Here is a 22,765-nt window from a genome sequence, read left to right as displayed (position 1 = left end):
GAATGAAAACGAATAAAATACTTACTTCCATAAGCTTAATCATGCTTATAGGTTATTTCTCTTCCTGTTCACACAGCAAAGATCCAAAAATCGTAGAATTGCCTCCTGTAGCGGCAACTATTGGACAAACCGCCGGATCTAATCTTGGTAAATATGTTACGGCCAGTGGAAAAATAGAGGCAGAAAACAGTGCCATGATCAGTACACGGATGATGGGATTTGTGACAGCGATACAGGTAAAAACAGGACAACATGTATCTAAAGGACAATTACTAGCTCGTATTTCCAATACAGACCTACAAGCAAAAAAGGCTCAAACAGAAGCTGGTATTGCACAGGCACAAGCAGGATACAACAGTGCGCGTAAGGATTATGAGCGCTTTGAAACATTATTTGCCCAAAAGAGTGCAAGCCAAAAAGAACTGGATGATATGAGTACACATCTAGAAATGGCAAAAGCAGGACTAGAAGCTGCCAAACAAATGCGTAATGAGGTAATGGCTCAATTTTCCTATTCCAATATCACTGCCCCTTTTTCAGGTGTGGTTACAGGAACTTTTATGAAAGAAGGCGACATGTCCAATCCTGGAATGCCCATCATCAGTATGGAAGGAGCTTCAAAACTTCAAGCGGTGGTTATGGTGTCTGAGAGTGAAATCTTGAACATTAAAAACAACATGAAAGCCGATGTTCTCATTAAATCTTTAGAGAAAACCATAAAGGGTAAAGTAGCAGAAATGAGTAGCTCAGCACAAAACACCGGAGGGCAATACATCGTAAAAATTGATCTTGAGATTCCTGGTAATATCTTATCGGGGATGTTTGTACAAGCGGTATTTCCGGTAGAACGCACCGCAGCAACAACAGGCAACTCCAATATGCCTTTAATTCCAAAAGAGGCCCTGATTGAAGAAGGACAACTAAAGGGAGTTTATGTGTTAAACGACCAAAATATTGCCTTATTGAGATGGATCCGACTTGGAAAGACCTACGGCAATGATGTAGAGGTTTTGTCAGGATTATCGGCTAATGAACGCTATGTCCTTCATGCTGACAGCAAGCTATTTAACGGAGTGAAAATCAAGGTAAAATAAGATAATACCCTTTCCTAGGGATCTTATTTAAAATAAAAATACAGAATAATGCAAAGTGGTATATCAGGTAAAATAGCCTCGATGTTCTTAAACTCTAAACTGTCGATTTTGTTGATGGTTGGGTTGATGATTATCGGTGTATATAGCTCTTCCTTAATTCCAAGAGAAGAAGAACCGCAGATCAATGTTCCTATGGCTGACATAATGGTTGGTTATCCAGGAGCGAGTCCAGAGGAAGTTGAACGCCGGGTTTTAGAACCTCTGGAGAAGATAATTTCTAATATTAAAGGAGTTGAACATTTGCACAGTACAGCCATGAATGGTCAGGCAATGATCATCGTGCAGTTTTACGTAGGGGAAGATATTGAACGCTCTTATGTCAAGTTATATGATGAGCTTATAAAAAACCAACATATTTTTCCGCAAGGGGTATATTCTCCTATAGTAAAAACGCGTTCAATCAATGATGTTCCAATGTTGGCTCTTACTTTATGGAGTAATAAATACGATGATTTCCAGATTCGTCAACTAGCTGAAGAAGTATCTACCGAAATCAAGAAAATAAAAGATGTATCTACCATCCGAGAAATCGGAGGACGAACTAGAGAGTTAAAAATTACGCTGGATAAGGATAAAATGGCGGAGAATGCTGTAGATGCTTTAGGCATCATGCAGATGATCCAGGCCAATAATGGCAGTATGCAATCGGGTAGCTTTGTTCAACAAGATCAAGAATACCTATTAACGACCGGGCAGTTCTTATCTACAAAAGAAGATGTAGAGAATCTAGTAGTAGGTGTCAATAAGCAAATGCCTGTTTATTTAAAACATGTAGCTCAAGTCACAGATGGTTCAGGAACTGCCAAAAGCTATGTTTCATTTGGCTACAGTAAATTTAATGAGAAGTATGCTGAGAATGCCTCTGAATATCCAGCAGTGACACTCTCCATTGCGAAAGTTCAAGGAGCCGATGCCATGCAGATATCCGAGCAAATCTTAAGCAATGTAGAAAATCTACAATCCAATCTCATTCCTAAAGATGTTAAAGTCGAGGTAACCCGAAATTATGGGGAAACCGCATCGCATAAAGTAAATGAATTGTTATTTCACTTAGGCGTTGCGATAGTAGCAGTTACGGCCTTGGTTATGTTGGCAATGGGCTGGCGTGGTGGATTGGTCGTATTTCTTTCCGTTCCACTAACATTTGCCCTAACCTTATTCAGTTACTATATCTTAGGATATACGTTGAATCGGATTACTTTATTTGCCTTGGTGTTTGTCGTCGGAATTGTGGTTGATGATAGTATCATCATAGCGGAGAACATGCACAGACATTTCAAGATGCGGAAATTGCCATTTAAGGATGCTGCCATATACGCGATCAATGAAGTGGGTAATCCGACGATCTTAGCAACTTTCACGGTTATTGCGGCCATATTACCAATGGCCTTTGTATCGGGTATGATGGGGCCTTATATGAGTCCTATGCCGATTTGAGCTTCCATTGCCATGTTGCTTTCTCTATTTGTGGCATTGACCATAACCCCATATTTGGGTTATCACCTGCTGAACGTGAAAAAAAAGCAACATGAGAAAGAGGAAAAAGGTCATCAGACGAGCTGGATTTATAAAATCTATAACAAGTTTGAAAAACCTCTCCTTGACAATTCTAAGAAACGTTGGTTGGTATTAGGATTAACCGTAGTTCTTCTATTTGGCTCAGTCGGGATGTTTTTTACCAAATCAGTGGCTGTCAAGATGCTTCCATTTGATAATAAAAACGAATTTCAAGTGGTGATTGATATGCCTGAGGGTACAACCTTAGAAAGGACTGCTGCGGTAACTAAAGAGATTGCTCAATACCTAACAACCGTACCTGAAGTAGTGAATTATCAAAACTATGTAGGTACTTCAGCTCCTATTACTTTCAATGGTTTGGTTCGTCATTATGATTTACGAGGTGGAAGCAATATGGCCGATATTCAAGTCAATCTTTTAAATAAAACAGATCGGGATGAGCAAAGTCATGCCATTGCTAAGCGGATCCGTCCAGCTATTCAAGCCATTGCCAAAAAACATCATGCTAATGTGAAGCTTGTGGAAGTTCCTCCAGGTCCTCCGGTATTATCAACCATCGTAGCAGAAGTATATGGTCCAGACTATCAGGAACAGATTAAGGTAGCTTATCAAGTTAAAGAGATTTTAAAAAAGACCAATGATGTAGTGGATGTAGACTGGGGTGTTGAGGATGTTCAAACCGAGTATAAATTAGAAGTGGATAAGGAAAAAGCTATGCTGAATGGTATTGCTCCTCAACAGGTTGTTGGAAATCTAACTTATCTATTGAGAGAGTATCCTATTTCGAATCTTTATGATGAAAAATCAGTCAATCCGGTAGGCATTGTAATGGCGCTGGATGATAAGGATAAAACCAATTTAGAGGATATTCAAAATCTTAAGGTAAAAGGTCAGCAAGGCAATATGGTACCAGTAAGGGATATCGTCAAAGTGAAACAGGATACCCTACGGAAATCCATCAGTAGAAAAGATCAACAGAGGGTGGTCTACGTATTAGCAGATATGGCTGGTGATTTAGAAAGTCCGGCTTATGCCATCCTTGGTATGGAGAAAACCTTAAAGGAGATGAAACTTCCAAAAGGATATGAGGTCAGTGATCTATATATGGGACAGCCTAAGGATGACAGCAACTTTACGGTTAAATGGGATGGTGAATGGCAAATAACTTTGGAAGTATTCCGCGATCTTGGAATTGCATTTATGGTGGTTATCATCATTATATACATGTTGATAGTTGGCTGGTTCCAAGACTTCAAAACACCTATAGTCATGATGGTGGCAATACCTTTGTCCTTAATAGGAATTGTTTTAGGACACTGGCTATTGGGCGCATTTTTTACAGCGACATCCTTCATTGGGATGATAGCCTTGGCGGGTGTCATGGTTCGTAATTCGGTATTATTAATTGATTTCATTGAAATCAGGTTAAAGGATGGAATTCCATTGAAACAAGCCATTATTGATGCTGGAGCAGTGCGTACTACTCCTATCCTACTAACGACAGGTGCTGTAGTTATTGGTGCTTCCGTTATCTTATTTGACCCGATATTCCAAGGATTAGCTATCTCATTAGTTGGGGGTGCCATCGTATCAACCATCTTAACCCTCTTTGTAGTGCCTTTGGTTTACTACATAGTTGAACGAAAAAAATGGGCAGACAATAAAGATGAGAACTAGATTTAGAATATATATAGGTAACAAAAAAATCTAATCGTATGAAATTATTAATCATTACAGCTGCAAGCAGCTATAAGAACAGTGTCAAGAAACTCTTGGCGGAAAATCAAGTGATTACTTATTCCTATAATCCTGTCACGGGTTATAGGGATAGTACTCAGGATGCAGTAGATGATAATTGGTTTGCTTCAGAAATGAATAAAACTGAATCTTTTCTGTTTTTTGCTATGGTACCTGATCAACTTTCAGACAATATTTTCCATTCAGTTGAGGCATTGAATAAAGCAAATGATATGCAATCAAGAGTGCATATAGCCATTACTTCGATTGAAAAATCAAATTAACCCAGAAAATAAAAATTATGACAAGAGAACGATACATTAAAATGATTGCCGGAGCAATGGTTTTAATATCCAGCTTAGGAGCCTACTTTCTAAATATCAATTGGATTTGGATTGCTGTTTTCGTAGGAGCTAACTTATTTCAATTTTCCATTACCAAGTGGTGCATGCTCAATAATATCTTGAAGTTAATGGGTGTACAATCGGAAATGGAATGCTGTAAAGATGATAAATGCTAGTTAATTTTAAGGTTGATGTTAAGGAGCTGTTCGTAATGGACAGTTCCTTTATTTAGGTTCAGCATCTTTCCATATACGAATACATTCATCCACCCCTTTATTAATCCCTTCAAAATATTTTTCTTTTTTAAACTCAGGAATAATAATATTCTTTATTATCTCGGCACAAATTTCATCTGTTATTATCTCTTGCGTACCTAGTCCAGTAGTTATTCGCATTCTTCGTAATTGTGGACTAAACACAAAAGTAAGTCCATTGTTCTTTTCCGCAGTTCCTACTCCCCAATGATTGGATAAATCTATTACATAATCGTCAAAGTTATCCTGGTTTAACTTATCATCATTAATGGAAATAACGACAATTTGATTTGTAGTTTGCTTATCAAAATTTTTAAGTTTCTCGTTTAATGAGACGACCTTTAAACTATCAAACACCTTTGCAAAATCATTCACATATCCAATTTTTTCAGGAAAGGTTAGCGTGCTATTTTTTTGTTCTGTCTTAGTCTTTGTTTCTATTTCCTGGGTATAAGCATTATGGATGTGGAAAGTAAGAAGGAAGAGTATGATAAGTAGGTAGTTTTTCATAATATTTAGTTTTAGGGTATGCATAAATTGACATTAATAACTCCAACCCAACATTCGCTGTTTGAGTCCTTTTGCATCAAATACCCATACCACTTCAGAATAGCATGCTCCATCGCCTAAACTTTGAATAGCAAAGAAATTATTACCGTTCTGGAAGTATTGGAAGTTATTCTGAGCATTTATTATACTCCAGATATAATCCAATGGAACATTGAATTTCTTACCTTTTACTGTTGCTTCAACTTTTTGAATTTCTGTTTTTGGAATACCACAATCCGCTCCGAAATAAGATTTACCGTTTATGGAGGCTATTACTGTTTTTTCATTATCAGCATATTTTATCTGCTTTCCAGTGGCTTTGAAGGGACTAATCGTATAGCTCATTTTAATATCCGATGATGCAGCTTTCTTAAGATCCTTTATAAATCTCAATTGAGATTCATGTATAAATCCTGTCTTGTGTTTACTTAAGTCAGAACTACAGTTCAAACAATAGGGATCTGAACCGACATACACTTTTAGCCACTTATCATTCGGGTGTTCTTCAGCATACAATTCATCGACTAAAACAACAGTATTGTTCTGCAGTGGAGAAATAATTTTAGCATTTGTAGAACCTGCTGATCTTAAATTCGAATAACCATCTGTACTTTGAACAATAGCCATTTGAGCATAGGAGAAATTAGCAAAAAAACAGATTAATGCGATAAATAGGACTTTTAAGTTAGTGTAAAGGGACTTTTTCATACTGGAGATTTATAGCTACTTATTTTACTTCGTATTTGATTCAACATCAAGTTAATAGGACAACTTTTATACCAATTAATAATTCTAACCACTTTTAGAATTATCTACACGATGAAGATATTTTCTACATTTAGTTGTTATACCTATTTAGTAAAAACAGAATCAAGCAACTCCTTTTCCACTTTCACTAAAACAAATTCTGCGCTATCATAAGTAATTGGCACACTTGGAACAAAGAAAGGCACCCCCATATAGCTTGATATCAAACCATTTCCTACATGCAATGCATCATCTCTTTTTAAAAGTGCAAAAGGCATTCTTTTCTTAGCTCCCCCACTAAAGGGTTTATAATAAAAGTCTCCAATCAAAGTATCTCCCATTATTTTACCTTCAATATTTCCAGTTCGATAGGTATACCAGTTCTTACGAATCTCATATTGACCGTAAAAATGATTTCCGATTGTACTCAATTTTAAATCTGCAGTATCAGATCCGTTTACTGCACGGTAATAGTTGGTATAAACTTCGGTATTTTGGTTATTGCATCCAAAAGCTGTGATAATAATGAGGAAAAGTAAAATTACTGGGTTGAGTTTCAAGTTGAATAATATTAGTTAAAACTATATTGGATGTAATAATACAGTTTATAAACCACTCCACATATTATCAAACCAATAAAAGGTAGAATCAGATGTCCATATTGCAAATAAGTATCATATGGAGTCTTTTGTTCTTCAATTTTAACCTTATTTAGAAATGCTTTGATACTATTTTCCTGATCTTTTTCAAGATAAACCGCCAGATTTTGATCCTTTGTCCTTAACCTTAAGATTATTAGCTCATTTAAAGGCCTAGATATGTAGAAACTCTCCACATTAGTTAAGGGTATTTCCGTATCATCAATTTGTATTTTATCATTCTTAAAATAAACTGGAACAGCTTTATTCTTTAATTGTTTTAGGATAAATGCATAAGTTGCAGCGACGACCGTTAAAAATAGAATTATCCGAAATTTTTCAAAATAGGAACAAATAAAGATAACTACAGCAAAAACAGGAAGCCATAAATATGCTGTATTTAACATCGTTTTGTGACGATATCCTTTAACTATATATGGATCTGGGCTATGCATTAACTTAAAGTGAAAAATAAATCTTAACTAATATAACGCATTACTGTTATAAAGACCAAAAGAAATGAATAGTTTGTTTTCCTGAATTTTTAGAATATACTTGATGATTTTTTATGGTATAGGAATGAGGAATTATAATTTTCGATTGTCAATAGTTACTCTATACTCTAGTCCATTCGTAATAATCTTTCCATTCTCATCTACTTGAAAAAGAAATAGCTCATTTTTTATACTATCATGAAACTCAACACCTTTCTCTCTAACTTCTAGATGTCTAATATTTTCAATATTGTCTATCTTGTCCTTGTCTAAAGTTATTTTATTACCATTAATTTTATAATTCCCATAGTAATAATCAGTTAGTCCTATTGCTGAATTATGGAAAATATAAGTTCCATTTTCTTTAAAAACAATACCTGTCCCATTATAGTCACCATCATAAAATACTCGGAGAAGAGTTGGTTTGTTTAAATTGTTTTGAATTTTAAGTTCTAACCCTATAATAATCCCAATAAGAATGATACAAATAATTGTTAATGCAAAGCTTTGAGGCTGTTTACTAACCTTATAAAGTTTAATATCTGTAATTAGTGTCCAAAATAGGACTGAAACTCCAGTAACAATTAAAAATAACCAAATTATTGATTCTCCAAAAAGTACTTGAAATTGAGATTTGTAAGTTAAGTAGGTTAGAGGCCCTCCAATAATAAATATTAATATTAGTCTGATTATTTTCATTTGTAGGTTGGCTTTATACTTTTAATTTTATCCAGTTCATTTTTTGTTATCCATAGTTGGTTTCCAGTCTTATCTTGCAAATCTTTGTATCTAATAAACTCTTCAATAATTTTTGAGTTTTCATATTTTGATGACTTAATAATAGCGAATTTATAATATTCATTTCCGTGTCTACTTAAATTCACATTGTCAAAATAAATCGTGTCGTTTTGAATCCGAAAGTTTCCTTTTATTTCAGTAATACCAAAGCATACTTTTTTTTCCTTAAATGTGTAGTCGTCTTTTAACATCAATGTTGTCATACAATTTGCTGCTCCTTCCCTCTCTGCAATTAAAATATTATTCCCCTCAAAGATGTTAAAGTTTATAATTCCATTAGGTTTAACGAATGTCAATGTTAAAACAGACGTCAAAAGTCCGATTTGTAATAGCCTATATTTGTTTTTAAATTTTTCCTTTACCGCAAAATAAACCTGTCTAGCCAATGCAATTGCAAGCCCTAGATAAATGACAACCAAAATCATAAACACAGGAATTGCAAAAAAACCAAGTATCCCTTCCCAGTAGTACGCCGAATTTACTATCAGAAAGAAAATGATTGTCGTAATTAGAGTTCCTTTATTTTTCAAATTCGTAATTAGATAATTTCAAAGGATCATTGGTTAATGAGCAAATAAAACAGCCTAAGGTTAATATTGGAGCAATAGAAGCCTGAAAAATTTTCATTTTTGCAATAACCAATGAATTAACTATTTATTATTTTAATAAATATAAAAAAAAGGAAATACAAAAGGCTGTTTCGACATAAAATGAGGTAACTAACATTTATATCTAACAACCGTTAATTCGCAAATGCATAATTTAATAACTGTTTTCTATTCGTAAAACTCTTTTGGATACTCTACTGTTCCTGAAACATCTTTCAATGCATTTTCAGTAAGTTCTATTAACATGCAGTTTTCATCAGGAACGTCGAATGGTAATTTAATTCCGTATTTTTTAGTCATTTCATACCCAAACTTTGGATAATATTTTTCATGTCCTAACAATATCACAGATTTAAATCCCAATTCTTTCGATTTCCGATGGGCCTCCAAAATTAATTGCCCCCCAATTCCGTTTCCTTGAAATCTTTTCAAGACAGCAACTGGTGCTAATGCCAAAGATTCTGACGAATGCAAAGTGTCATTTATAATTTTAATCTTTGTCAACAAAATATAACCTACAATTTCTTCATCAATTTCAGCAACTAAGGATAATTCTGGTATAAAGGAGGCAGACTTTCTTAATCTTTCTACTAAATACTGCTCTTTATGATCAGTATAAATTTCGTCCTTAAATGCATTTTCTATTAAGCTGAATACTTTTTTGTAATCCTTTTTTTCTTCTTTTCTGATGTTCATTTTGAAAATCGAGTTTATTTATTGAAGGTAATTATAATAATTCTCTGTATTATTATTTAGGGAAATGCTATTCGGAATAATTCTTCTTGGCTTCATAAGCTTTTACTGCATCAACTATATCTTCTTTAATAAACTCCCAATATTTCCCTCTTAAACAGATTGGATCAAAATCATCATCAGAAAGCTCAAAATTGGAGAGGCTATATAGTATATGGATTTCTGATATTGGACTCCTGTAAAGCTTGGTTTACTTTTTCAGCACCATAAAAGCGAATTATTTCGTTTTTATCATTCTCATTTCCACGCTCAAAAACACGTTGAATAACAGCCCTATATTGTCTTTCCCAATCTATGTGTTGAATATCCGTATCCCAAAATAAAGCTTTACTGAGTATATGCAAATCAGGAGTGCTTTTGATTTCTTTTTCTTTGATTTTTTGGATATCATAATAGGCTTGCAATATCACCAAAGTACCTTCTTCCAAGCCAAGTTCTCTTTCAATCTTCAATGCCAGTGCGGTGCTAATCCCTCTTTTCCCTTTGGTAATAGCATTAAACGTTTGAGGGTGTTCCTCTAAAGACAAAGCAAAAGGACGTTGCTTGATAGAACGTTTTTTTAATTCTCTATCAAGTATAATTCCTGGATGTATTCCTTTATATTTCTCAAATTGCTTAATCATAATACAAATGTAAACATTTTTGTTTACATCATTGTTTTATAGTAATTACATGGTTAAAGGTATTTTAATGATAATTGATAAGTGAGGATTGTAAGGTTGAAAGAATTGTAATGTTTTGATGATAAGAAATGAGAGCGGATTGGTTCAGCCCCGCGATTCCCGCACTTAGCCCTGAACCATCCCTGTAGGGGGGGCTTCAACCAAATCAAGTTGTGTGGATTTTAATGATGAACTGAATAAAAGTTCAGTGAATTGGAAAGTGGAAATTTATGATGAAATGGGTTAGAGCAGATTGAAATGTAAGGTTGAAAGAAATGTATTGTTTTGATGATAAGCAATGAGAGCGGATTGGTTCAGCCCCGCGATTCCCGCACTTAGCCCTGAACCATCCCTGTAGGGGTGGCTTCAACCAAATCAAATCCGCTCGCTGCGCTCGCTTGTTTTGTTGTTTATAGGGGTTGCTCAAACAAGTTTGGCAACCTCTATAAACAACAAAACCCACCTGAAGGTGGGCTTTGATTTGGTTGGCGGAGAGAGAGGGATTCGAACCCTCGATACAGTCATCCCGTATACAGACTTTCCAGGTCTGCTCATTCGACCACTCTGACATCTCTCCATGTCAATGTGGCTGCAAATATATAACTTTTATGCGTTCTCCACGTATTTAAAATCAAATAATTTTAACTTTTCTGATTTCCTTTCCCTAAATTAGTCAATACCAACTATGAAGCGAATTTTATCAATCGATGGTGGAGGAATCCGAGGAATTATCCCAGGCATGTTACTGGTCGCCCTGGAAGATAAAATAAAACGGATAACGAAAGATCCGCAAGCTCACCTCTCCCAATATTTTGACTTTTTTGCAGGTACTAGTACCGGTGGCATCCTCGCCAGTATCCTGCTCTGCCCACACCCAGATGACCCTACAAAACCTAGATTCTCCGCCCAAGACGCCCTGAATATTTACGTCGAACATGGTACTGAAATTTTCACAACAAGTAGCTGGAGACGATTTCTAAATCAATTTGGATTGCTATCCGAGTTATACGATGAGCATGTTCTTGAAAAAGTCCTGGATAGCTATTTTGGAGATCTCAAATTGAGTCAGTTGATCAAACCTTGTATCATTACAGCGTACAATATCGAACTTCGTAAAAACCACCTGTTCCGACAACAGAAAGCCATATCACACGGTGACTCTAGAGATTTTTACCTAAAGGATGTATGTCGAGCAACCTCTGCAGCACCGACCTATTTCTCCGTTGCTGAAATTTACTCCATTGCAGGCACCAGATACCCTTTGGTCGATGGTGGAGTATTTGCTCACAACCCAGCCATATCAGCGCTCCTGGAGGTACTAAAGACCTATAAAACCTTTAAAATTGATGATGTGCATATTCTTTCATTAGGTACAGGTATTGCAAAAAATGCTTACCGTTATGAAGATTTCAAGAAACAAAAAGCCATATCCATCGGTCCAGCTTTGGTCGATATTATGACATCCAGTTCATCCGAAAGTAACGATTACTTCCTAAGACAGCTATTCCGGTCTGTTCAACATAGTGCAAATTACATACGTATTGAACCATCCAATATGTCTTCCATACAACCCGCATTGGATGATGCCTCCAAAAGCAATATCCAAAAAATCGTTTCTCTAGCTGACAAACTGATTTCAGACAACGAATCCATGCTCGATGCTTTGGTATTGGATTTGATTCATGACAAGGAAAAGAAAAGTCAGAAAAAAGAAAATGGCGTATGGAAATTTTTAAAGGATAAATTCTAGTAAATAGCAAAAAAAGGACAAAATATTAGTCTTTTGTTAATCTTGAAGCTATATTTTTGTTATATTAAAAACTTTCGAAAAATAACATAGATCCAATGGCTAAAACAATAGCATTAATTGCCCATGATGGCAAGAAAGCTGAAATGGTAGCATTTGTCAAAGACCATCAAGAGTTATTATCTCAAGCCCATTTAGTGGCTACAGGAACTACAGGTTCCTACATTCAACAAACCGGATTAGAAGTCGAACTTAAATTAAGTGGTCCCAAAGGTGGAGATGCACAAATTGCGGCTATGGCAGCTGAAGGCAAGATCAACGGTATTATATTCTTCCGCGATCCCCTTGGTAAACACCCACACGAGCCCGATATTCAAATGCTCATGCGTATATGTGACTTATGGAACGTGCCATTAGCAACAAACCCAGCAACTGGATCATTAATTATTAAAGGATTATTAGATTAAATATTTAAATGGAAAACGAAGTAGTAGTAAGCATAGGAGAAGAAAGTTATACCACACAAATTCAATACGGAGACCTTAGTCTGATCGCTGATGAGCCTGAAGAATTAGGAGGTCAAAATAAGGGCTTTGCCCCTACGCAATTGTTGTTATCATCCATTGGCGCCTGTAAAGCCATTACCATGCGTATGTATGCTAATCGCAAAGAATGGAAAGTAAACAAGATTGAAGTTAAGGTGAGCAGTGAAGTTCAAAAAAGCGAACAACAGCAAACCACCTATATTAAATGCAATGTTTTTATAGACGGTGAATTAGATGCTGATCAAAAGAAAAGGATCTATACTATAGGAGAAAAATGTCCTGTTCAGAAGATGTTACAGAATCCAATTGTCGTTGAAAGTAATCTAATTGATACAAATATCTAAGAAAATCAAACAGGATTGTATATTTGCGGCTTGAAACACGAATTATAGATGTCAACCAGTAGTGAGCATACTTTTACGAGCCCATTCCGAAACTTTAGTCGGGAGGAATGGAAACGCCTTAATGGGCAATTAAGCCATAGCATTCGCGAAGAGGATCTCGATCAGCTCCATGCCTTGAACGAGCCTTTGACCATGCAGGAAATCGAGGAAGTCTACATACCTCTGGCTCATTTACTGGAGCTGCATATTAGCAAGTTTCAAGAACTTCATGCCAGCAGCAATGAATTCTTCAAAAGAAATCACCAAAAACTGCCTTTTATCATTGGTATTGCAGGATCTGTCGCTGTAGGTAAGAGTACTACTGCTCGAGTCCTCAAAAAAGTACTGGCCTTACTTCCATCCAAACCAAAGGTGGAATTGGTCACTACAGATGGTTTTCTTTATCCAAATAAAGAGTTGATTAAGCGTGATATTCTAAATAGAAAAGGATTCCCGGAAAGTTATGATACCAAAAAGATTCTTCGGTTTCTAGCGGACATAAAATCTGGAAAATCTCAAGTAACTGTTCCTCTTTACTCCCATTTGGAATATGATGTATTACCAAATGAGAAATTGGTTATCTCTCAACCCGATGTTCTAATCGTTGAAGGCATCAATGTACTTCAGGTAAATTCACGTAAGAATGGTGTCTTCGTATCGGATTTCTTCGATTATTCCATTTATGTGGATGCAGATGAAAAAAACATTGTTTCCTGGTATATCAATCGCTTTGAATCGCTACGTGCAACAGCATTCCAAAACTCCGCTTCTTATTTCCACAAATACGCCAATTTGACTACTGAGGAAAGTCTAGCCATGGCAATCAATATCTGGAATGAGATTAATAAGCCGAATCTTCACCAAAATATCTTACCAACACGATATCGTGCAGATCTTATTTTAAAGAAAAGTGCGCAGCACTTTGTAAAACGAATAAAGGTTAGGAAGATTTAAGGTAGTTCCCTTCAAATTTTATGATTTCTTTGAGAATTTCATTCTCCAATTGACGGTGCATCCGATTACTGTTGCTAACAGCATACAGATCTAATTTATAGCGCACGAAATCTTTACCGATTTCCACTACTTTCAGGTAGAATTCATCCTCTTCAAAACGCAAGTTAGGATGTGCTATTAAACTTAATTTCAGCACCTCTTCCAATTCTTGAATATGAACGGATACAGAAAGTGGTAATTCAAAGCGCACGGAAAACAAACTAGATTGATGTGCTGATAAATTCATGAATGTTGCCGTGAATACAAAGTTGTTTGGCACCATGACAATATCATCCTCTTCATCCTGTAACACCAAATTAGCAAATGTAATATCGATGATGCGCCCCTTATGGTCGCCAACCTTGATACGGTCACCTACTGATAATTGCTCTGAGAACATAATGATCAATCCGGAAATCATATTGGTAATGTAATCCCTAAACAAAACAGCGATTGCCATGGCTACAATGGTCATGCTCGTAATAAAATCTCTGGGATCAATACCAAACGTGATCATAATAGACACGATGGCAAAAACCGTATTGAGTACAGCCGTCAACCTATTGATACCCAACACAAAATTACCTCGTACAGGTCTATGCTTATGTCTAGTATTATAGAGGATGATAATTATGAAACGAACAAAAGAGAGTATAATGCTAGGGATTAAGAAAGAAAGTACTCCCTTTAATAGCTGTGGCAACCAGCTCACTGCTTTAATTTCCATTGGAAATTGAATGTTTACTGTAGTCAAAATGATTACTAAAACCAATTTAACGACAAATATCCAGGGAAACCGGCGTTTATTTTCCTCTAATGTTGCATTCATGGCTTTGAAGATATTATTTTTTTAGCTGTGGAACAAAACAACTTATCCATTGTAATAGTTATATCACTAAGAATCAAGCATTAAATAAACTTAATATTAACTTACTGTGTCCTTTTGGCTAATTAACGTTTTAAATTTCTTAAAAAACAAGTAACTTAGCTTCGCTTTTTATAGCAGCAAACAGGTAAATATGGAAACAACATTTGATTTTGAGAAGCCCATTGCAGATTTGCAAACCCAGATCGAGAAAGTAAAACAGGTCGAAGAGAAGACCAAAGTTGATATGGGGGCTACTGTCCGTGAATTGGAAGAGAAGCTAGAACAAACAAAAGTTGATGTCTATAACAACATGACTGGATGGCAAAAAGTGCAGATGTCCAGACATCCCGACAGACCTCAAACCTTCGATTATATTGATTTAATCTGTAATGATTTCGTTGAACTTCATGGTGACCGTACGGTAAAAGATGATAAAGCTATCGTTGGTGGCTTTGCTTCTATCGGTGACCAATCAGTTATGATCATCGGACATCAGAAAGGAAAGAATACCAAAGAGCGTCAATTCCGTAATTTTGGAATGGCAAACCCTGAAGGATACCGTAAGGCATTGCGTTTAATGAAAATGGCTGAAAAATTCAACAAACCAGTCGTTACGCTTATTGATACCATGGGTGCTTATCCAGGTCTTGAAGCTGAAGAGCGTGGCCAAGGTGAAGCTATTGCACGTAACTTATTAGAGATGTCGGTATTAAAAGTACCTGTTATCTGTATCGTTATTGGTGAAGGTGCTTCCGGTGGTGCTTTGGGTATTGGTATTGGAGACCGCGTATATATGTTGCAAAACACATGGTATTCCGTAATCTCTCCTGAGTCTTGTTCATCCATCCTATGGAGAAGCTGGGATCAGAAAGAACGTGCCGCAGAAGCGCTTAAATTAACTGCTGAGGACATGCTAGGTAATGGATTAATCGATGGAATTATTCCTGAACCTTTAGGTGGTGCCCACCAAGATCCTGAAACAACGGCGCTGAATGTGAAAAACAAAATCTTATCCGACTTAGCCATCTTAAAAGCAAAAGATACAGATACTTTAGTACAAGAAAGAATTGACAAGTTCAGTAAAATGGGTGTTGTTAATGAATAATATACCTTATTAAATAAAAAGCCTCGAATATTCGAGGCTTTTTTTATGTCTTTCGAAATGGAATTGGATCTTTCAACAAAAACTCAAAGCTCTTTAATTCACCATTCCGCTTGATAACAATACGCAATTCCTTGCCGTTCTTCTCTTGAAATTTACCTACGATTTCCTGTAATTTCATAAACTCCGCTTTCCGACCATCAATTCGAACCAACTCATCCCCTTTTAACAATCCCGCTTTCTCTGCTGGTGAATCCTCTCGAATATTAGCAATTATATAAATAGGCAATAATTTAAATTCATATCGAAAGCTCTCCCCCATACTTACACGTATACCGGGCGTATTATCTTCCTTGTCCTTTATATTTAGATTAGTAGGAACGCGGCTTTTTGACCATATCATCCCATCGTGTTTGACCTCTATGCCTGCCATATTAATCGGAAAGGTCTTTCCAAATTTCTTATTCGGCTTTAAATAGCATACACTATGTTCATAGTCAAAGAAAATATGGAAGTGCTGAAGAACCTGGTTGCCAACAGAACCCTTTCTATTTTCTGCAAGCATTGCAGATCGAATGGCATTAGAATCGGGGTAGGAAACTATAGGCTCCTTGATTTTAAAACCTGCCAAATCAAATTCTTCAATCCGATTTCGTCTTCCATATATCTCTCCATTAAATCCCCTGCCGATATAATCATAAATACTAGGCTCACTTATCGTAAAGTTTTCCATTAAAAATGGAAAGATGAGCATTCCATCAGAATTACCCATATCCAACAACATTTTAGCATTTTCTATCCGATTTGAAGAAAGTTTTATCTTCGTCTGAACGTATGGACGATTTCGCTCAATAGACATGGGTACAGCTTCAAAACCCCTCGTCTTTTTTTGAAGATCTGTACCAAAATCATACAAATGAATTTTATTCCTTAAATAATCCATTTGAACGATATAATTCTCAAAAAAACGACTTCCAAGAATTCCATGAACAGGCAAACCAACATGACTTGACACATCCAATTCCTTTGAGTCAATAACATAAATATCGTGGCCAAAATCAGCAACTGTCCCGCCAACAATAAATTCATTATTCAACGCCATAATACCTTCTATTCCATCCTCTATACCAATACCGGTGAATTTTACCCGATGAACATTCTCAAGAGGAATAGAATCTGTGTCGGAAATAAACAGCATCGTTTCTTTGACTCCTGTATCCAATAAAAAAGATAAGGATACACCATTGAGCTTTACCGGAATAATGACAAGATTTCCCGATAACTCGAACTTAAATGAATTTTTTTTCGGATTAATGAAATGAAAAGTTTGCTGCCCTTTTACATAAAAAGAACTCATGATAAAAAATATCAGCATCAGCAATTTCATTTCAATAGGTTTATTTTTCTAATGTAACTAAAAATTTCTTTAGCCCATTCTTATTACCTAAAGAATCTTTTCGTAAAAGAATAAAAAAAGCTCCTTTACAAGGACTTTTTTTCTATTTCGTACAAATACTTGGATTTATTTACCCAAGCTATCAACTACACCTCTAAAATAACCGACTGACTCCGCCAGACCGGCTAGCGGATCCTTCATGTCTTTCTCAAATTCTAAACTACAAGAACCAGCATATTTGATTTTTTGTAATGCTTTTACAAAAGCAGGAATATTAATCACTCCCCTGCCTAATTCACAAGTCTTTCCATTTGCATCTGCAGCGGTTACATTTTTTAAATGCAAATCAAAGATTCGATCTTTATATCGAATTAAATCTTTAATAGGATCCTGCCCATCTCGCATATTATGTCCCATATCAAAACACAATCCCATATAAGGATTTAATCCCTTGATATGCTGCATAATGACAGAGGCATTGGGATAAATTTTATCCTCAGGACCATGATTATGGATGGCATATCGAATTTGATAGGCTTTTGCTTTTTCAGCAACATAGGATAAATCTTCCACCAAAGGTATACCAATGATCAGGTCAACCGATACCCGTTTGGCATATTCAAAAGCTTTGTCGATTTCCTCTTTGGTCTTCATATAAATTGGTCCTACTGCATATCCAGTCACCTGATAGCTAGCTAATTTTTTATGGAAAGCATCAATTTGCTCCACCGTACTGGAATAAGGTAAGTGAAAATCCTTAATACATAAATAGCGTACATCCATCCTTTTCATCATTGCTAAGGATTGATCAATATTAAAGTTCACAAAACTGTAACCAGCAATTCCGAGCTTTAAGGGTAGATTATTGGCTAAGGCCTGAAAGTCTACTTTATTTTCTGAAGAAAACAAAGCTGTGGGGCTGAGAAGTGCGGCTGTGCCTATAAGGCTCTTCTGCAAAAAGGAACGACGGGGATGATGCTTATCTTTCATGTATTTAGGTTTATTTAAGGATACTTAAAAATAATGAAATCAAGTTAGTAATACAATATTTAACATTAGCAATTTACCTCGATTAAATGAAAAAGGGGTTGTTCATTTTGTCTGAACAACCCCTTTAGGTATGTATTTTCTATTGACTATAAACTGTCAATTGCTGCATTCAATGTCGCTGAAGGACGCATTGCTTTGGAAGCAAGATCATCATTCGGGAAGTAGTATCCTTCGATATCTTGTGCTTTTCCTTGTGCTGCAATCAGCTCTTCATTGATTTTTGCTTCTTGTTCTGTTAATGACTTAGCAAGGCCAGCAAATTTAGCTGCTAATTCAGCATCTGCAGTTTGCTCTGCTAATGCCTCTGCCCAATAACTCGCCAGATAATAATGAGAACCACGGTTGTCAATCTGACCTACTTTACGAGCAGGAGATTTATCATTCGCTAAGAATTTCGCATTCGCTTCATCTAAAGCATCTGCCAATACTTGCGCTTTCGTGTTGTTTTGAGTTTGTGATAAATGCTCAAAAGAAGCTTGAAGTGCCAAGAACTCACCCAAAGAATCCCAACGTAAGTATCCTTCTTCCAAGAATTGCTCAACGTGTTTTGGAGCAGAACCACCAGCACCTGTCTCAAATAATCCACCACCATTCATTAATGGAACAATAGATAACATCTTAGCCGAAGTTCCTAACTCTAAAATTGGGAATAAGTCAGTTAAGTAATCACGTAACACGTTTCCAGTTACGGAAATAGTATCTTCTCCCTTACGGATGCGATCAATAGAGAATTTCGTAGCTTCAATAGGTGAAAGAATACGAATATCTAATCCTGCTGTATCGTAATTAGGTAAATAAGCATTTACCTTTTTAATAATCTCTCTATCATGTGCGCGGTTTTCATCTAACCAGAATACTGCTGGAGTAGCCGACAGACGAGCACGGTTTACTGCTAGTTTTACCCAGTCCTGAATCGGTGCATCTTTGGTTTGACACATGCGGAAGATATCTCCTTCTTCTACATTTTGTTCCATTAATACAGCTCCTGAAGCATCAACTACACGAATAACACCTTTAGCACTTGCTTGGAAAGTTTTATCATGCGAACCATATTCCTCAGCTTTTTGAGCCATTAAACCTACGTTTGGAACAGAACCCATTGTTTTAGGATCGTATGCTCCATTTATTTTACAGTCTTCAATAACCGCTTCGTAAATACCTGCGTATGAACGATCAGGAATTAAAGCTAAAGTATCACGCTCTGCACCGGTTTTATCCCACATTTTACCTCCGATACGGATCATAGCTGGCATAGATGCATCCACGATAACGTCAGAAGGAACATGTAAATTGGTAATACCCTTATCCGAATTTACCATCGCTAGATCAGGACCATTTGCAATCGCTGCATCAATTGCTGCTTTCACCTCAGCCTCTTGAGGTTGACCAGCAATCTTCGCATAAACTTCGCCTAATCCATTATTTTTATTGATGCCTAAATCATTAAATAAGGTACCATATTTTGCAAATACATCTTTGAAATATACTTCAACGATAGCTCCGAAAATAATAGGATCGGAAACTTTCATCATGGTAGCTTTTAAGTGAGCTGATAATAACACACCTGCAGCTTTTGCTTCTTCGATTGCTTTTGCAACGAAATCTTTCAATTGAGCAATATGTAAAACCGATGAGTCAATTACTTCACCAGCTTTTAAATTTGCTAGGCCTTTCAATTCTTTGCTAGTGCCATCTGCACCTACAAATTCAATTTTGAATTGCGAATCTTCTGCAACGGTCAATGACTTTTCTGAACTGTAAAAATCACCATCATTCATCGACGCTACTTTTGTTTGGCTATCTTTCGCCCAAGCGCCCATTTTATGTGGGTTAGCTTTAGCGTAGTTTTTCACTGCTTTAGGAGCACGACGATCCGAATTTCCTTCACGTAAGACCGGATTCACAGCTGAACCTAAAATCTTAGCATAGGTCGCTTTAACTTTTTCCTCTTCCGCATTCGCTGGAGCATCCGGATAGTTAGGAACTGCATAACCATCTTTCTGTAATTCAGCAATTGCTGCTTTTAATTGTGGAATCGATGCCGAAATATTAGGCAACTTGATGATATTCGCGTCTGGAGTTGTTGCCAACTGACCTAACTCAGCTAGCGCATCAGCTGTCTTCTGCTCTGCTGTTAAATATTCATTAAAATTAGCTAGGATACGTCCCGCTAAAGAAATATCTCTTAATTCAACTTCAATATTCGCTGTTTTAGCAAATGCTTGTACAATAGGTAGAAATGAATAAGTTGCCAATAATGGCGCTTCATCTGTCTTTGTGTAAATGATTTTAGATGACATAGTTTTCTATAGAAATGATATTATTTTGCGATGATTTGAAAAACTAAGCAATAGATTGCCTGTTCTTTTTAAAATTCGCCTAAAGATAACAAAATGAAAATTAATTAGCCACAAAAGGCAAAATAATGACAACGATTAAAAAATCATTGTCTAATATGAATAGAATTGATGGGTAAAATGGAGAAATTATGACTTGATTTTACCATTTACTGCCTAGGCAGACTGTTTAAATCCTAAAATCTTTGGGGACTCCCAAATGTCGACATCCTTCTCATTTTCATTTAGGGATGAATTTAAAATAACATTAGCCAGGTCAACGGTACTGATCGGTCTGAATTTTCGGAAAAGACCTATTTTATTAAAAAAGCTTATAATTCCTAAACTGATTTTCTCCATCCTTCTGTCCGTATTAGGCCTGGCAATAAACCCTGGTCTAAGGATAATTAATTTGGGATAATCTAAGGAAATGATGGCTTCCTCCAATTTCCCTTTCATTCTGCTGTAGAATATCCTAGAGTCTGGATGTGCCTGATTAGCAGATAACAAAACAAAAGTGAATATCTTATTTCTTCGTGCTATCCGGGCAAAGTGCAATTGGTATTCATAATCCACTTGCCATTGCTTATCCTTATCCCCAGCTTGTTTTAGCGTAGTACCCAAAGTAGAATATGCCACATCACCAACGATGTATGCGGCATATTCTTCCAATCGGTCAAAATCCACAATGACTTCTTGAAGTTTGGGGTCAGGCGGAAAAAAGGCACGTCGAACCAAGGCAACCACAGATTCAACCTGCGGATTTGCCAGAAGTTGCAAAACAAGCTCCCTTCCAGTTGCTCCTGTTCCTCCGATAACTACAGCTTTCATGTGGAATTAAATTAAAATTCTTTGTTAAAACAGTACGTCACGAATATTGACATCACGGTCAAAACTCGCTTTTGCAAATGGACATAAAGGCATGATTTTCAAATTATTTGCCCGAGCATGCTCAACTGCTTTATTAAGTAATAAATGGCCAATACCTTTGCCTTTCTCATCAGGATCAACTTCGGTGTGATCAATGATGATCTTGCCTGGACCTGCCTGTGAATAAGTCATTATTCCAATTTGTTTCCCTTCTTCTTCTGCGATAAAGGAACCTTTATTTCCGCTTTCTTCGTGTTTGATTAGCATACTATCTCCTTTTTGTGTTTAAATCCTTAATTAATTTATCTTCTATTGGCGCTTTCAAAGGAATAACCTGATTACTTAATTCATTAGGAATAGTCATGGATAACACGTAATGTTTTATCAACCATTTCCCTCCTTTTTTCACCAAAACTCCTGATCCGCGACAGATTTTCATCTGTGTATTTAACAATTCATCTATCCAAGCGGTTTTACCATCTGCAGAAAAATTCACAAATCTTTCCAAAGATGTAAACGACCAAGCTTTGCCTTTATCAAAATGTGGTTTTGCATAGGCCATGAAATTAGGCTTGTCCCAGCGCTCTGTAGCATCCGTACCAATAAATATAGACTCCGCATCCATTAGGTTAAAATAAGCCTTAAAATCAGCCTTAGCGGCGGCCTGATGCCAAGAATCCATTACCTGGTTAACTTCCTTATTTCTGTCCTGTGAAAAACCAACTGAAACCGATAAGGTAAAAGCCAGTAGCATGATCAAATGTTTTACCATAGAGCTATTATTATTCAATAAATCTACTAAAAATACCTGAATAAAATTTCTCATGAAAGAAAGAATATCGACTGAGATATAAGTTCGCTAAAGCAATTGTTAAACCCAGGTATCCTCTGGAATTAATTATTCTTTCCGTCTATGTTACTTCCTGTTTGGTTCCATAATGCTTCGAGAACACTAAGGAATTTTTACGGATTTGATTGGGATCTCCTTCGGATCTCGTTCGGTCGGAACCGAACGAGATCCGAAGGAGATCCGAACAAGTTCCGAAGGAGATCCGTTAGAGTCTCGAATCCAACCTATAGGAGAGACCGCTATGCTATTAGATATGAGAAAGGAGATTTGAGATAGAAAGGGTATTAGATGAGGGAATTAAGTTGGGCTTTTCCGTTTCATGTAGGGCTGGTGCATGGATAGCTCGCCAACTAAAATTTCCTCCAATCT

The 22,765-nt window shown here is 36.4% G+C and carries 23 protein-coding genes, 1 tRNA gene and 1 pseudogene; 9 read left to right on the top strand and 16 right to left on the bottom strand.

From position 1 onward, the window contains the following. The first annotated feature begins 2 nt into the window (after positions 1 to 2). From ABD676_RS08860 to ABD676_RS08845, 4 genes and pseudogenes are all read left to right on the top strand, one after another. A complete protein-coding gene (locus ABD676_RS08860) occupies positions 3 to 1,094 on the top strand; it encodes an efflux RND transporter periplasmic adaptor subunit (RefSeq protein WP_344674302.1) in 1,092 nt (363 codons plus the stop codon). Between the two features lie 48 nt (positions 1,095 to 1,142). Next, positions 1,143 to 4,349: pseudogene (locus ABD676_RS08855) on the top strand (efflux RND transporter permease subunit). 38 nt (positions 4,350 to 4,387) lie between these two features. Then, positions 4,388 to 4,693 carry a hypothetical protein gene (locus ABD676_RS08850; protein WP_344674301.1) on the top strand — a complete coding sequence of 102 codons (306 nt, stop codon included), beginning with the start codon at positions 4,388 to 4,390 and terminating at the stop codon, positions 4,691 to 4,693. 17 nt (positions 4,694 to 4,710) lie between these two features. After that, entirely contained in the window at positions 4,711 to 4,929 is a 219-nt protein-coding gene (locus ABD676_RS08845) for a YgaP family membrane protein (protein WP_344674300.1), read from the top strand. Positions 4,930 to 4,977: 48 nt separating this feature from the next. Here ABD676_RS08845 and ABD676_RS08840 read toward each other — a convergent pair whose 3' ends face one another. From ABD676_RS08840 to ABD676_RS08800, 9 genes are all read right to left on the bottom strand, one after another. Beyond that, entirely contained in the window at positions 4,978 to 5,517 is a 540-nt protein-coding gene (locus ABD676_RS08840; protein ID WP_344674299.1) for a TPM domain-containing protein, read from the bottom strand. A gap of 33 nt (positions 5,518 to 5,550) precedes the next feature. After that, positions 5,551 to 6,264, bottom strand: a complete 714-nt coding sequence (locus ABD676_RS08835; RefSeq protein ID WP_344674298.1) for a hypothetical protein — start codon at positions 6,262 to 6,264, stop codon at positions 5,551 to 5,553. 143 nt (positions 6,265 to 6,407) lie between these two features. Next, the gene (locus tag ABD676_RS08830) at positions 6,408 to 6,863 is read right to left on the bottom strand and encodes a hypothetical protein (RefSeq protein ID WP_344674297.1); all 456 of its coding nucleotides are present in this window, start codon (positions 6,861 to 6,863) and stop codon (positions 6,408 to 6,410) included. 11 nt (positions 6,864 to 6,874) lie between these two features. Further along, a complete protein-coding gene (locus ABD676_RS08825) occupies positions 6,875 to 7,348 on the bottom strand; it encodes a hypothetical protein (RefSeq protein ID WP_344674296.1) in 474 nt (157 codons plus the stop codon). A gap of 180 nt (positions 7,349 to 7,528) precedes the next feature. After that, positions 7,529 to 8,134 (bottom strand): hypothetical protein, encoded by a 606-nt coding sequence (locus tag ABD676_RS08820; RefSeq protein ID WP_344674295.1) that lies wholly within the window; start codon positions 8,132 to 8,134, stop codon positions 7,529 to 7,531. Beyond that, entirely contained in the window at positions 8,131 to 8,763 is a 633-nt protein-coding gene (locus tag ABD676_RS08815) for a hypothetical protein (protein ID WP_344674294.1), read from the bottom strand. Before ABD676_RS08815 ends, ABD676_RS08820 begins: the two co-directional genes overlap by 4 nt. 246 nt (positions 8,764 to 9,009) lie before the next feature. Beyond that, on the bottom strand, positions 9,010 to 9,537 hold the full coding sequence (locus tag ABD676_RS08810; RefSeq protein ID WP_344674293.1) for a GNAT family N-acetyltransferase: 528 nt from the start codon (positions 9,535 to 9,537) through the stop codon (positions 9,010 to 9,012). 200 nt (positions 9,538 to 9,737) lie between these two features. Beyond that, a complete protein-coding gene (locus ABD676_RS08805; protein ID WP_344674291.1) occupies positions 9,738 to 10,217 on the bottom strand; it encodes a helix-turn-helix transcriptional regulator in 480 nt (159 codons plus the stop codon). A 525-nt stretch (positions 10,218 to 10,742) separates the two neighbouring features. Then, a tRNA-Ser gene (locus ABD676_RS08800) sits at positions 10,743 to 10,833 on the bottom strand. A gap of 108 nt (positions 10,834 to 10,941) precedes the next feature. Between ABD676_RS08800 and ABD676_RS08795 the strand changes: the two genes are divergently transcribed. The 4 genes from ABD676_RS08795 to coaA all read left to right on the top strand — a co-directional run bounded on the left by ABD676_RS08795 (position 10,942) and on the right by coaA (position 13,885). Then, entirely contained in the window at positions 10,942 to 12,006 is a 1,065-nt protein-coding gene (locus ABD676_RS08795; RefSeq protein ID WP_344674289.1) for a patatin-like phospholipase family protein, read from the top strand. A 95-nt stretch (positions 12,007 to 12,101) separates the two neighbouring features. Then, positions 12,102 to 12,470, top strand: a complete 369-nt coding sequence (locus tag ABD676_RS08790; RefSeq protein WP_344674288.1) for a methylglyoxal synthase — start codon at positions 12,102 to 12,104, stop codon at positions 12,468 to 12,470. An 8-nt stretch (positions 12,471 to 12,478) separates the two neighbouring features. Then, a complete protein-coding gene (locus tag ABD676_RS08785) occupies positions 12,479 to 12,892 on the top strand; it encodes an OsmC family protein (RefSeq protein WP_344674286.1) in 414 nt (137 codons plus the stop codon). Between the two features lie 48 nt (positions 12,893 to 12,940). Beyond that, positions 12,941 to 13,885, top strand: coding sequence for a type I pantothenate kinase (gene coaA, locus ABD676_RS08780; RefSeq protein WP_344674285.1), 945 nt, complete (start codon positions 12,941 to 12,943; stop codon positions 13,883 to 13,885). Here the strand turns inward: coaA and ABD676_RS08775 are convergent. Continuing rightward, positions 13,872 to 14,753: a mechanosensitive ion channel family protein gene (locus ABD676_RS08775; RefSeq protein ID WP_344674283.1), complete on the bottom strand. Its 882-nt coding sequence runs from the start codon at positions 14,751 to 14,753 to the stop codon at positions 13,872 to 13,874. The two genes, coaA and ABD676_RS08775, sit on opposite strands and share 14 nt — an antisense overlap. A gap of 190 nt (positions 14,754 to 14,943) precedes the next feature. Between ABD676_RS08775 and ABD676_RS08770 the strand changes: the two genes are divergently transcribed. Further along, positions 14,944 to 15,897 carry an acetyl-CoA carboxylase carboxyltransferase subunit alpha gene (locus tag ABD676_RS08770; RefSeq protein ID WP_344674281.1) on the top strand — a complete coding sequence of 318 codons (954 nt, stop codon included), beginning with the start codon at positions 14,944 to 14,946 and terminating at the stop codon, positions 15,895 to 15,897. Between the two features lie 43 nt (positions 15,898 to 15,940). On the opposite strand, the gene ABD676_RS08765 is transcribed toward ABD676_RS08770, so the two are convergent. The 6 genes from ABD676_RS08765 to ABD676_RS08740 all read right to left on the bottom strand — a co-directional run bounded on the left by ABD676_RS08765 (position 15,941) and on the right by ABD676_RS08740 (position 22,372). Then, a complete protein-coding gene (locus ABD676_RS08765; RefSeq protein ID WP_344674280.1) occupies positions 15,941 to 17,281 on the bottom strand; it encodes a PDZ domain-containing protein in 1,341 nt (446 codons plus the stop codon). A 135-nt stretch (positions 17,282 to 17,416) separates the two neighbouring features. Next, positions 17,417 to 18,280 carry a sugar phosphate isomerase/epimerase family protein gene (locus ABD676_RS08760; RefSeq protein ID WP_344674279.1) on the bottom strand — a complete coding sequence of 288 codons (864 nt, stop codon included), beginning with the start codon at positions 18,278 to 18,280 and terminating at the stop codon, positions 17,417 to 17,419. Positions 18,281 to 18,426: 146 nt separating this feature from the next. Continuing rightward, complete coding sequence (locus ABD676_RS08755; protein ID WP_344674277.1) at positions 18,427 to 20,640, bottom strand: NADP-dependent isocitrate dehydrogenase; 2,214 nt, start codon at positions 20,638 to 20,640, stop codon at positions 18,427 to 18,429. 213 nt (positions 20,641 to 20,853) lie between these two features. After that, on the bottom strand, positions 20,854 to 21,507 hold the full coding sequence (locus ABD676_RS08750; RefSeq protein ID WP_344674276.1) for a Rossmann-fold NAD(P)-binding domain-containing protein: 654 nt from the start codon (positions 21,505 to 21,507) through the stop codon (positions 20,854 to 20,856). Positions 21,508 to 21,531: 24 nt separating this feature from the next. After that, the gene (locus ABD676_RS08745) at positions 21,532 to 21,813 is read right to left on the bottom strand and encodes a GNAT family N-acetyltransferase (protein ID WP_344674275.1); all 282 of its coding nucleotides are present in this window, start codon (positions 21,811 to 21,813) and stop codon (positions 21,532 to 21,534) included. A 1-nt stretch (position 21,814) separates the two neighbouring features. Further along, positions 21,815 to 22,372 (bottom strand): nuclear transport factor 2 family protein, encoded by a 558-nt coding sequence (locus ABD676_RS08740; protein ID WP_344674273.1) that lies wholly within the window; start codon positions 22,370 to 22,372, stop codon positions 21,815 to 21,817. Between the last annotated feature and the right edge of the window lie 393 nt (positions 22,373 to 22,765).

Source organism: Sphingobacterium kyonggiense (assembly GCF_039536825.1).
Classification (GTDB): domain Bacteria; phylum Bacteroidota; class Bacteroidia; order Sphingobacteriales; family Sphingobacteriaceae; genus Sphingobacterium; species Sphingobacterium kyonggiense.
The sequence above is the reverse complement of the archived record's forward strand: the minus strand, read 5'-3'. Positions and strand labels throughout refer to the sequence as shown.

Excerpts from the sequence above, each read along its gene's own strand:
- ABD676_RS08860 (WP_344674302.1), top strand. The coding sequence starts at position 3 with ATGAAAACGAATAAAATACTTACTTCCATAAGCTTAATCATGCTTATA.
- ABD676_RS08850 (WP_344674301.1), top strand. The coding sequence starts at position 4,388 with ATGAAATTATTAATCATTACAGCTGCAAGCAGCTATAAGAACAGTGTC.
- ABD676_RS08845 (WP_344674300.1), top strand. The coding sequence starts at position 4,711 with ATGACAAGAGAACGATACATTAAAATGATTGCCGGAGCAATGGTTTTA.
- ABD676_RS08840 (WP_344674299.1), bottom strand. The coding sequence starts at position 5,517 with ATGAAAAACTACCTACTTATCATACTCTTCCTTCTTACTTTCCACATC.
- ABD676_RS08835 (WP_344674298.1), bottom strand. The coding sequence starts at position 6,264 with ATGAAAAAGTCCCTTTACACTAACTTAAAAGTCCTATTTATCGCATTA.
- ABD676_RS08825 (WP_344674296.1), bottom strand. The coding sequence starts at position 7,348 with ATGTTAAATACAGCATATTTATGGCTTCCTGTTTTTGCTGTAGTTATC.
- ABD676_RS08820 (WP_344674295.1), bottom strand. The coding sequence starts at position 8,134 with ATGAAAATAATCAGACTAATATTAATATTTATTATTGGAGGGCCTCTA.
- ABD676_RS08810 (WP_344674293.1), bottom strand. The coding sequence starts at position 9,537 with ATGAACATCAGAAAAGAAGAAAAAAAGGATTACAAAAAAGTATTCAGC.
- ABD676_RS08805 (WP_344674291.1), bottom strand. The coding sequence starts at position 10,217 with ATGATTAAGCAATTTGAGAAATATAAAGGAATACATCCAGGAATTATA.
- ABD676_RS08795 (WP_344674289.1), top strand. The coding sequence starts at position 10,942 with ATGAAGCGAATTTTATCAATCGATGGTGGAGGAATCCGAGGAATTATC.
- ABD676_RS08790 (WP_344674288.1), top strand. The coding sequence starts at position 12,102 with ATGGCTAAAACAATAGCATTAATTGCCCATGATGGCAAGAAAGCTGAA.
- ABD676_RS08785 (WP_344674286.1), top strand. The coding sequence starts at position 12,479 with ATGGAAAACGAAGTAGTAGTAAGCATAGGAGAAGAAAGTTATACCACA.
- coaA (WP_344674285.1), top strand. The coding sequence starts at position 12,941 with ATGTCAACCAGTAGTGAGCATACTTTTACGAGCCCATTCCGAAACTTT.
- ABD676_RS08775 (WP_344674283.1), bottom strand. The coding sequence starts at position 14,753 with ATGAATGCAACATTAGAGGAAAATAAACGCCGGTTTCCCTGGATATTT.
- ABD676_RS08770 (WP_344674281.1), top strand. The coding sequence starts at position 14,944 with ATGGAAACAACATTTGATTTTGAGAAGCCCATTGCAGATTTGCAAACC.
- ABD676_RS08765 (WP_344674280.1), bottom strand. The coding sequence starts at position 17,281 with ATGAAATTGCTGATGCTGATATTTTTTATCATGAGTTCTTTTTATGTA.
- ABD676_RS08760 (WP_344674279.1), bottom strand. The coding sequence starts at position 18,280 with ATGAAAGATAAGCATCATCCCCGTCGTTCCTTTTTGCAGAAGAGCCTT.
- ABD676_RS08755 (WP_344674277.1), bottom strand. The coding sequence starts at position 20,640 with ATGTCATCTAAAATCATTTACACAAAGACAGATGAAGCGCCATTATTG.
- ABD676_RS08750 (WP_344674276.1), bottom strand. The coding sequence starts at position 21,507 with ATGAAAGCTGTAGTTATCGGAGGAACAGGAGCAACTGGAAGGGAGCTT.
- ABD676_RS08745 (WP_344674275.1), bottom strand. The coding sequence starts at position 21,813 with ATGCTAATCAAACACGAAGAAAGCGGAAATAAAGGTTCCTTTATCGCA.
- ABD676_RS08740 (WP_344674273.1), bottom strand. The coding sequence starts at position 22,372 with ATGAGAAATTTTATTCAGGTATTTTTAGTAGATTTATTGAATAATAAT.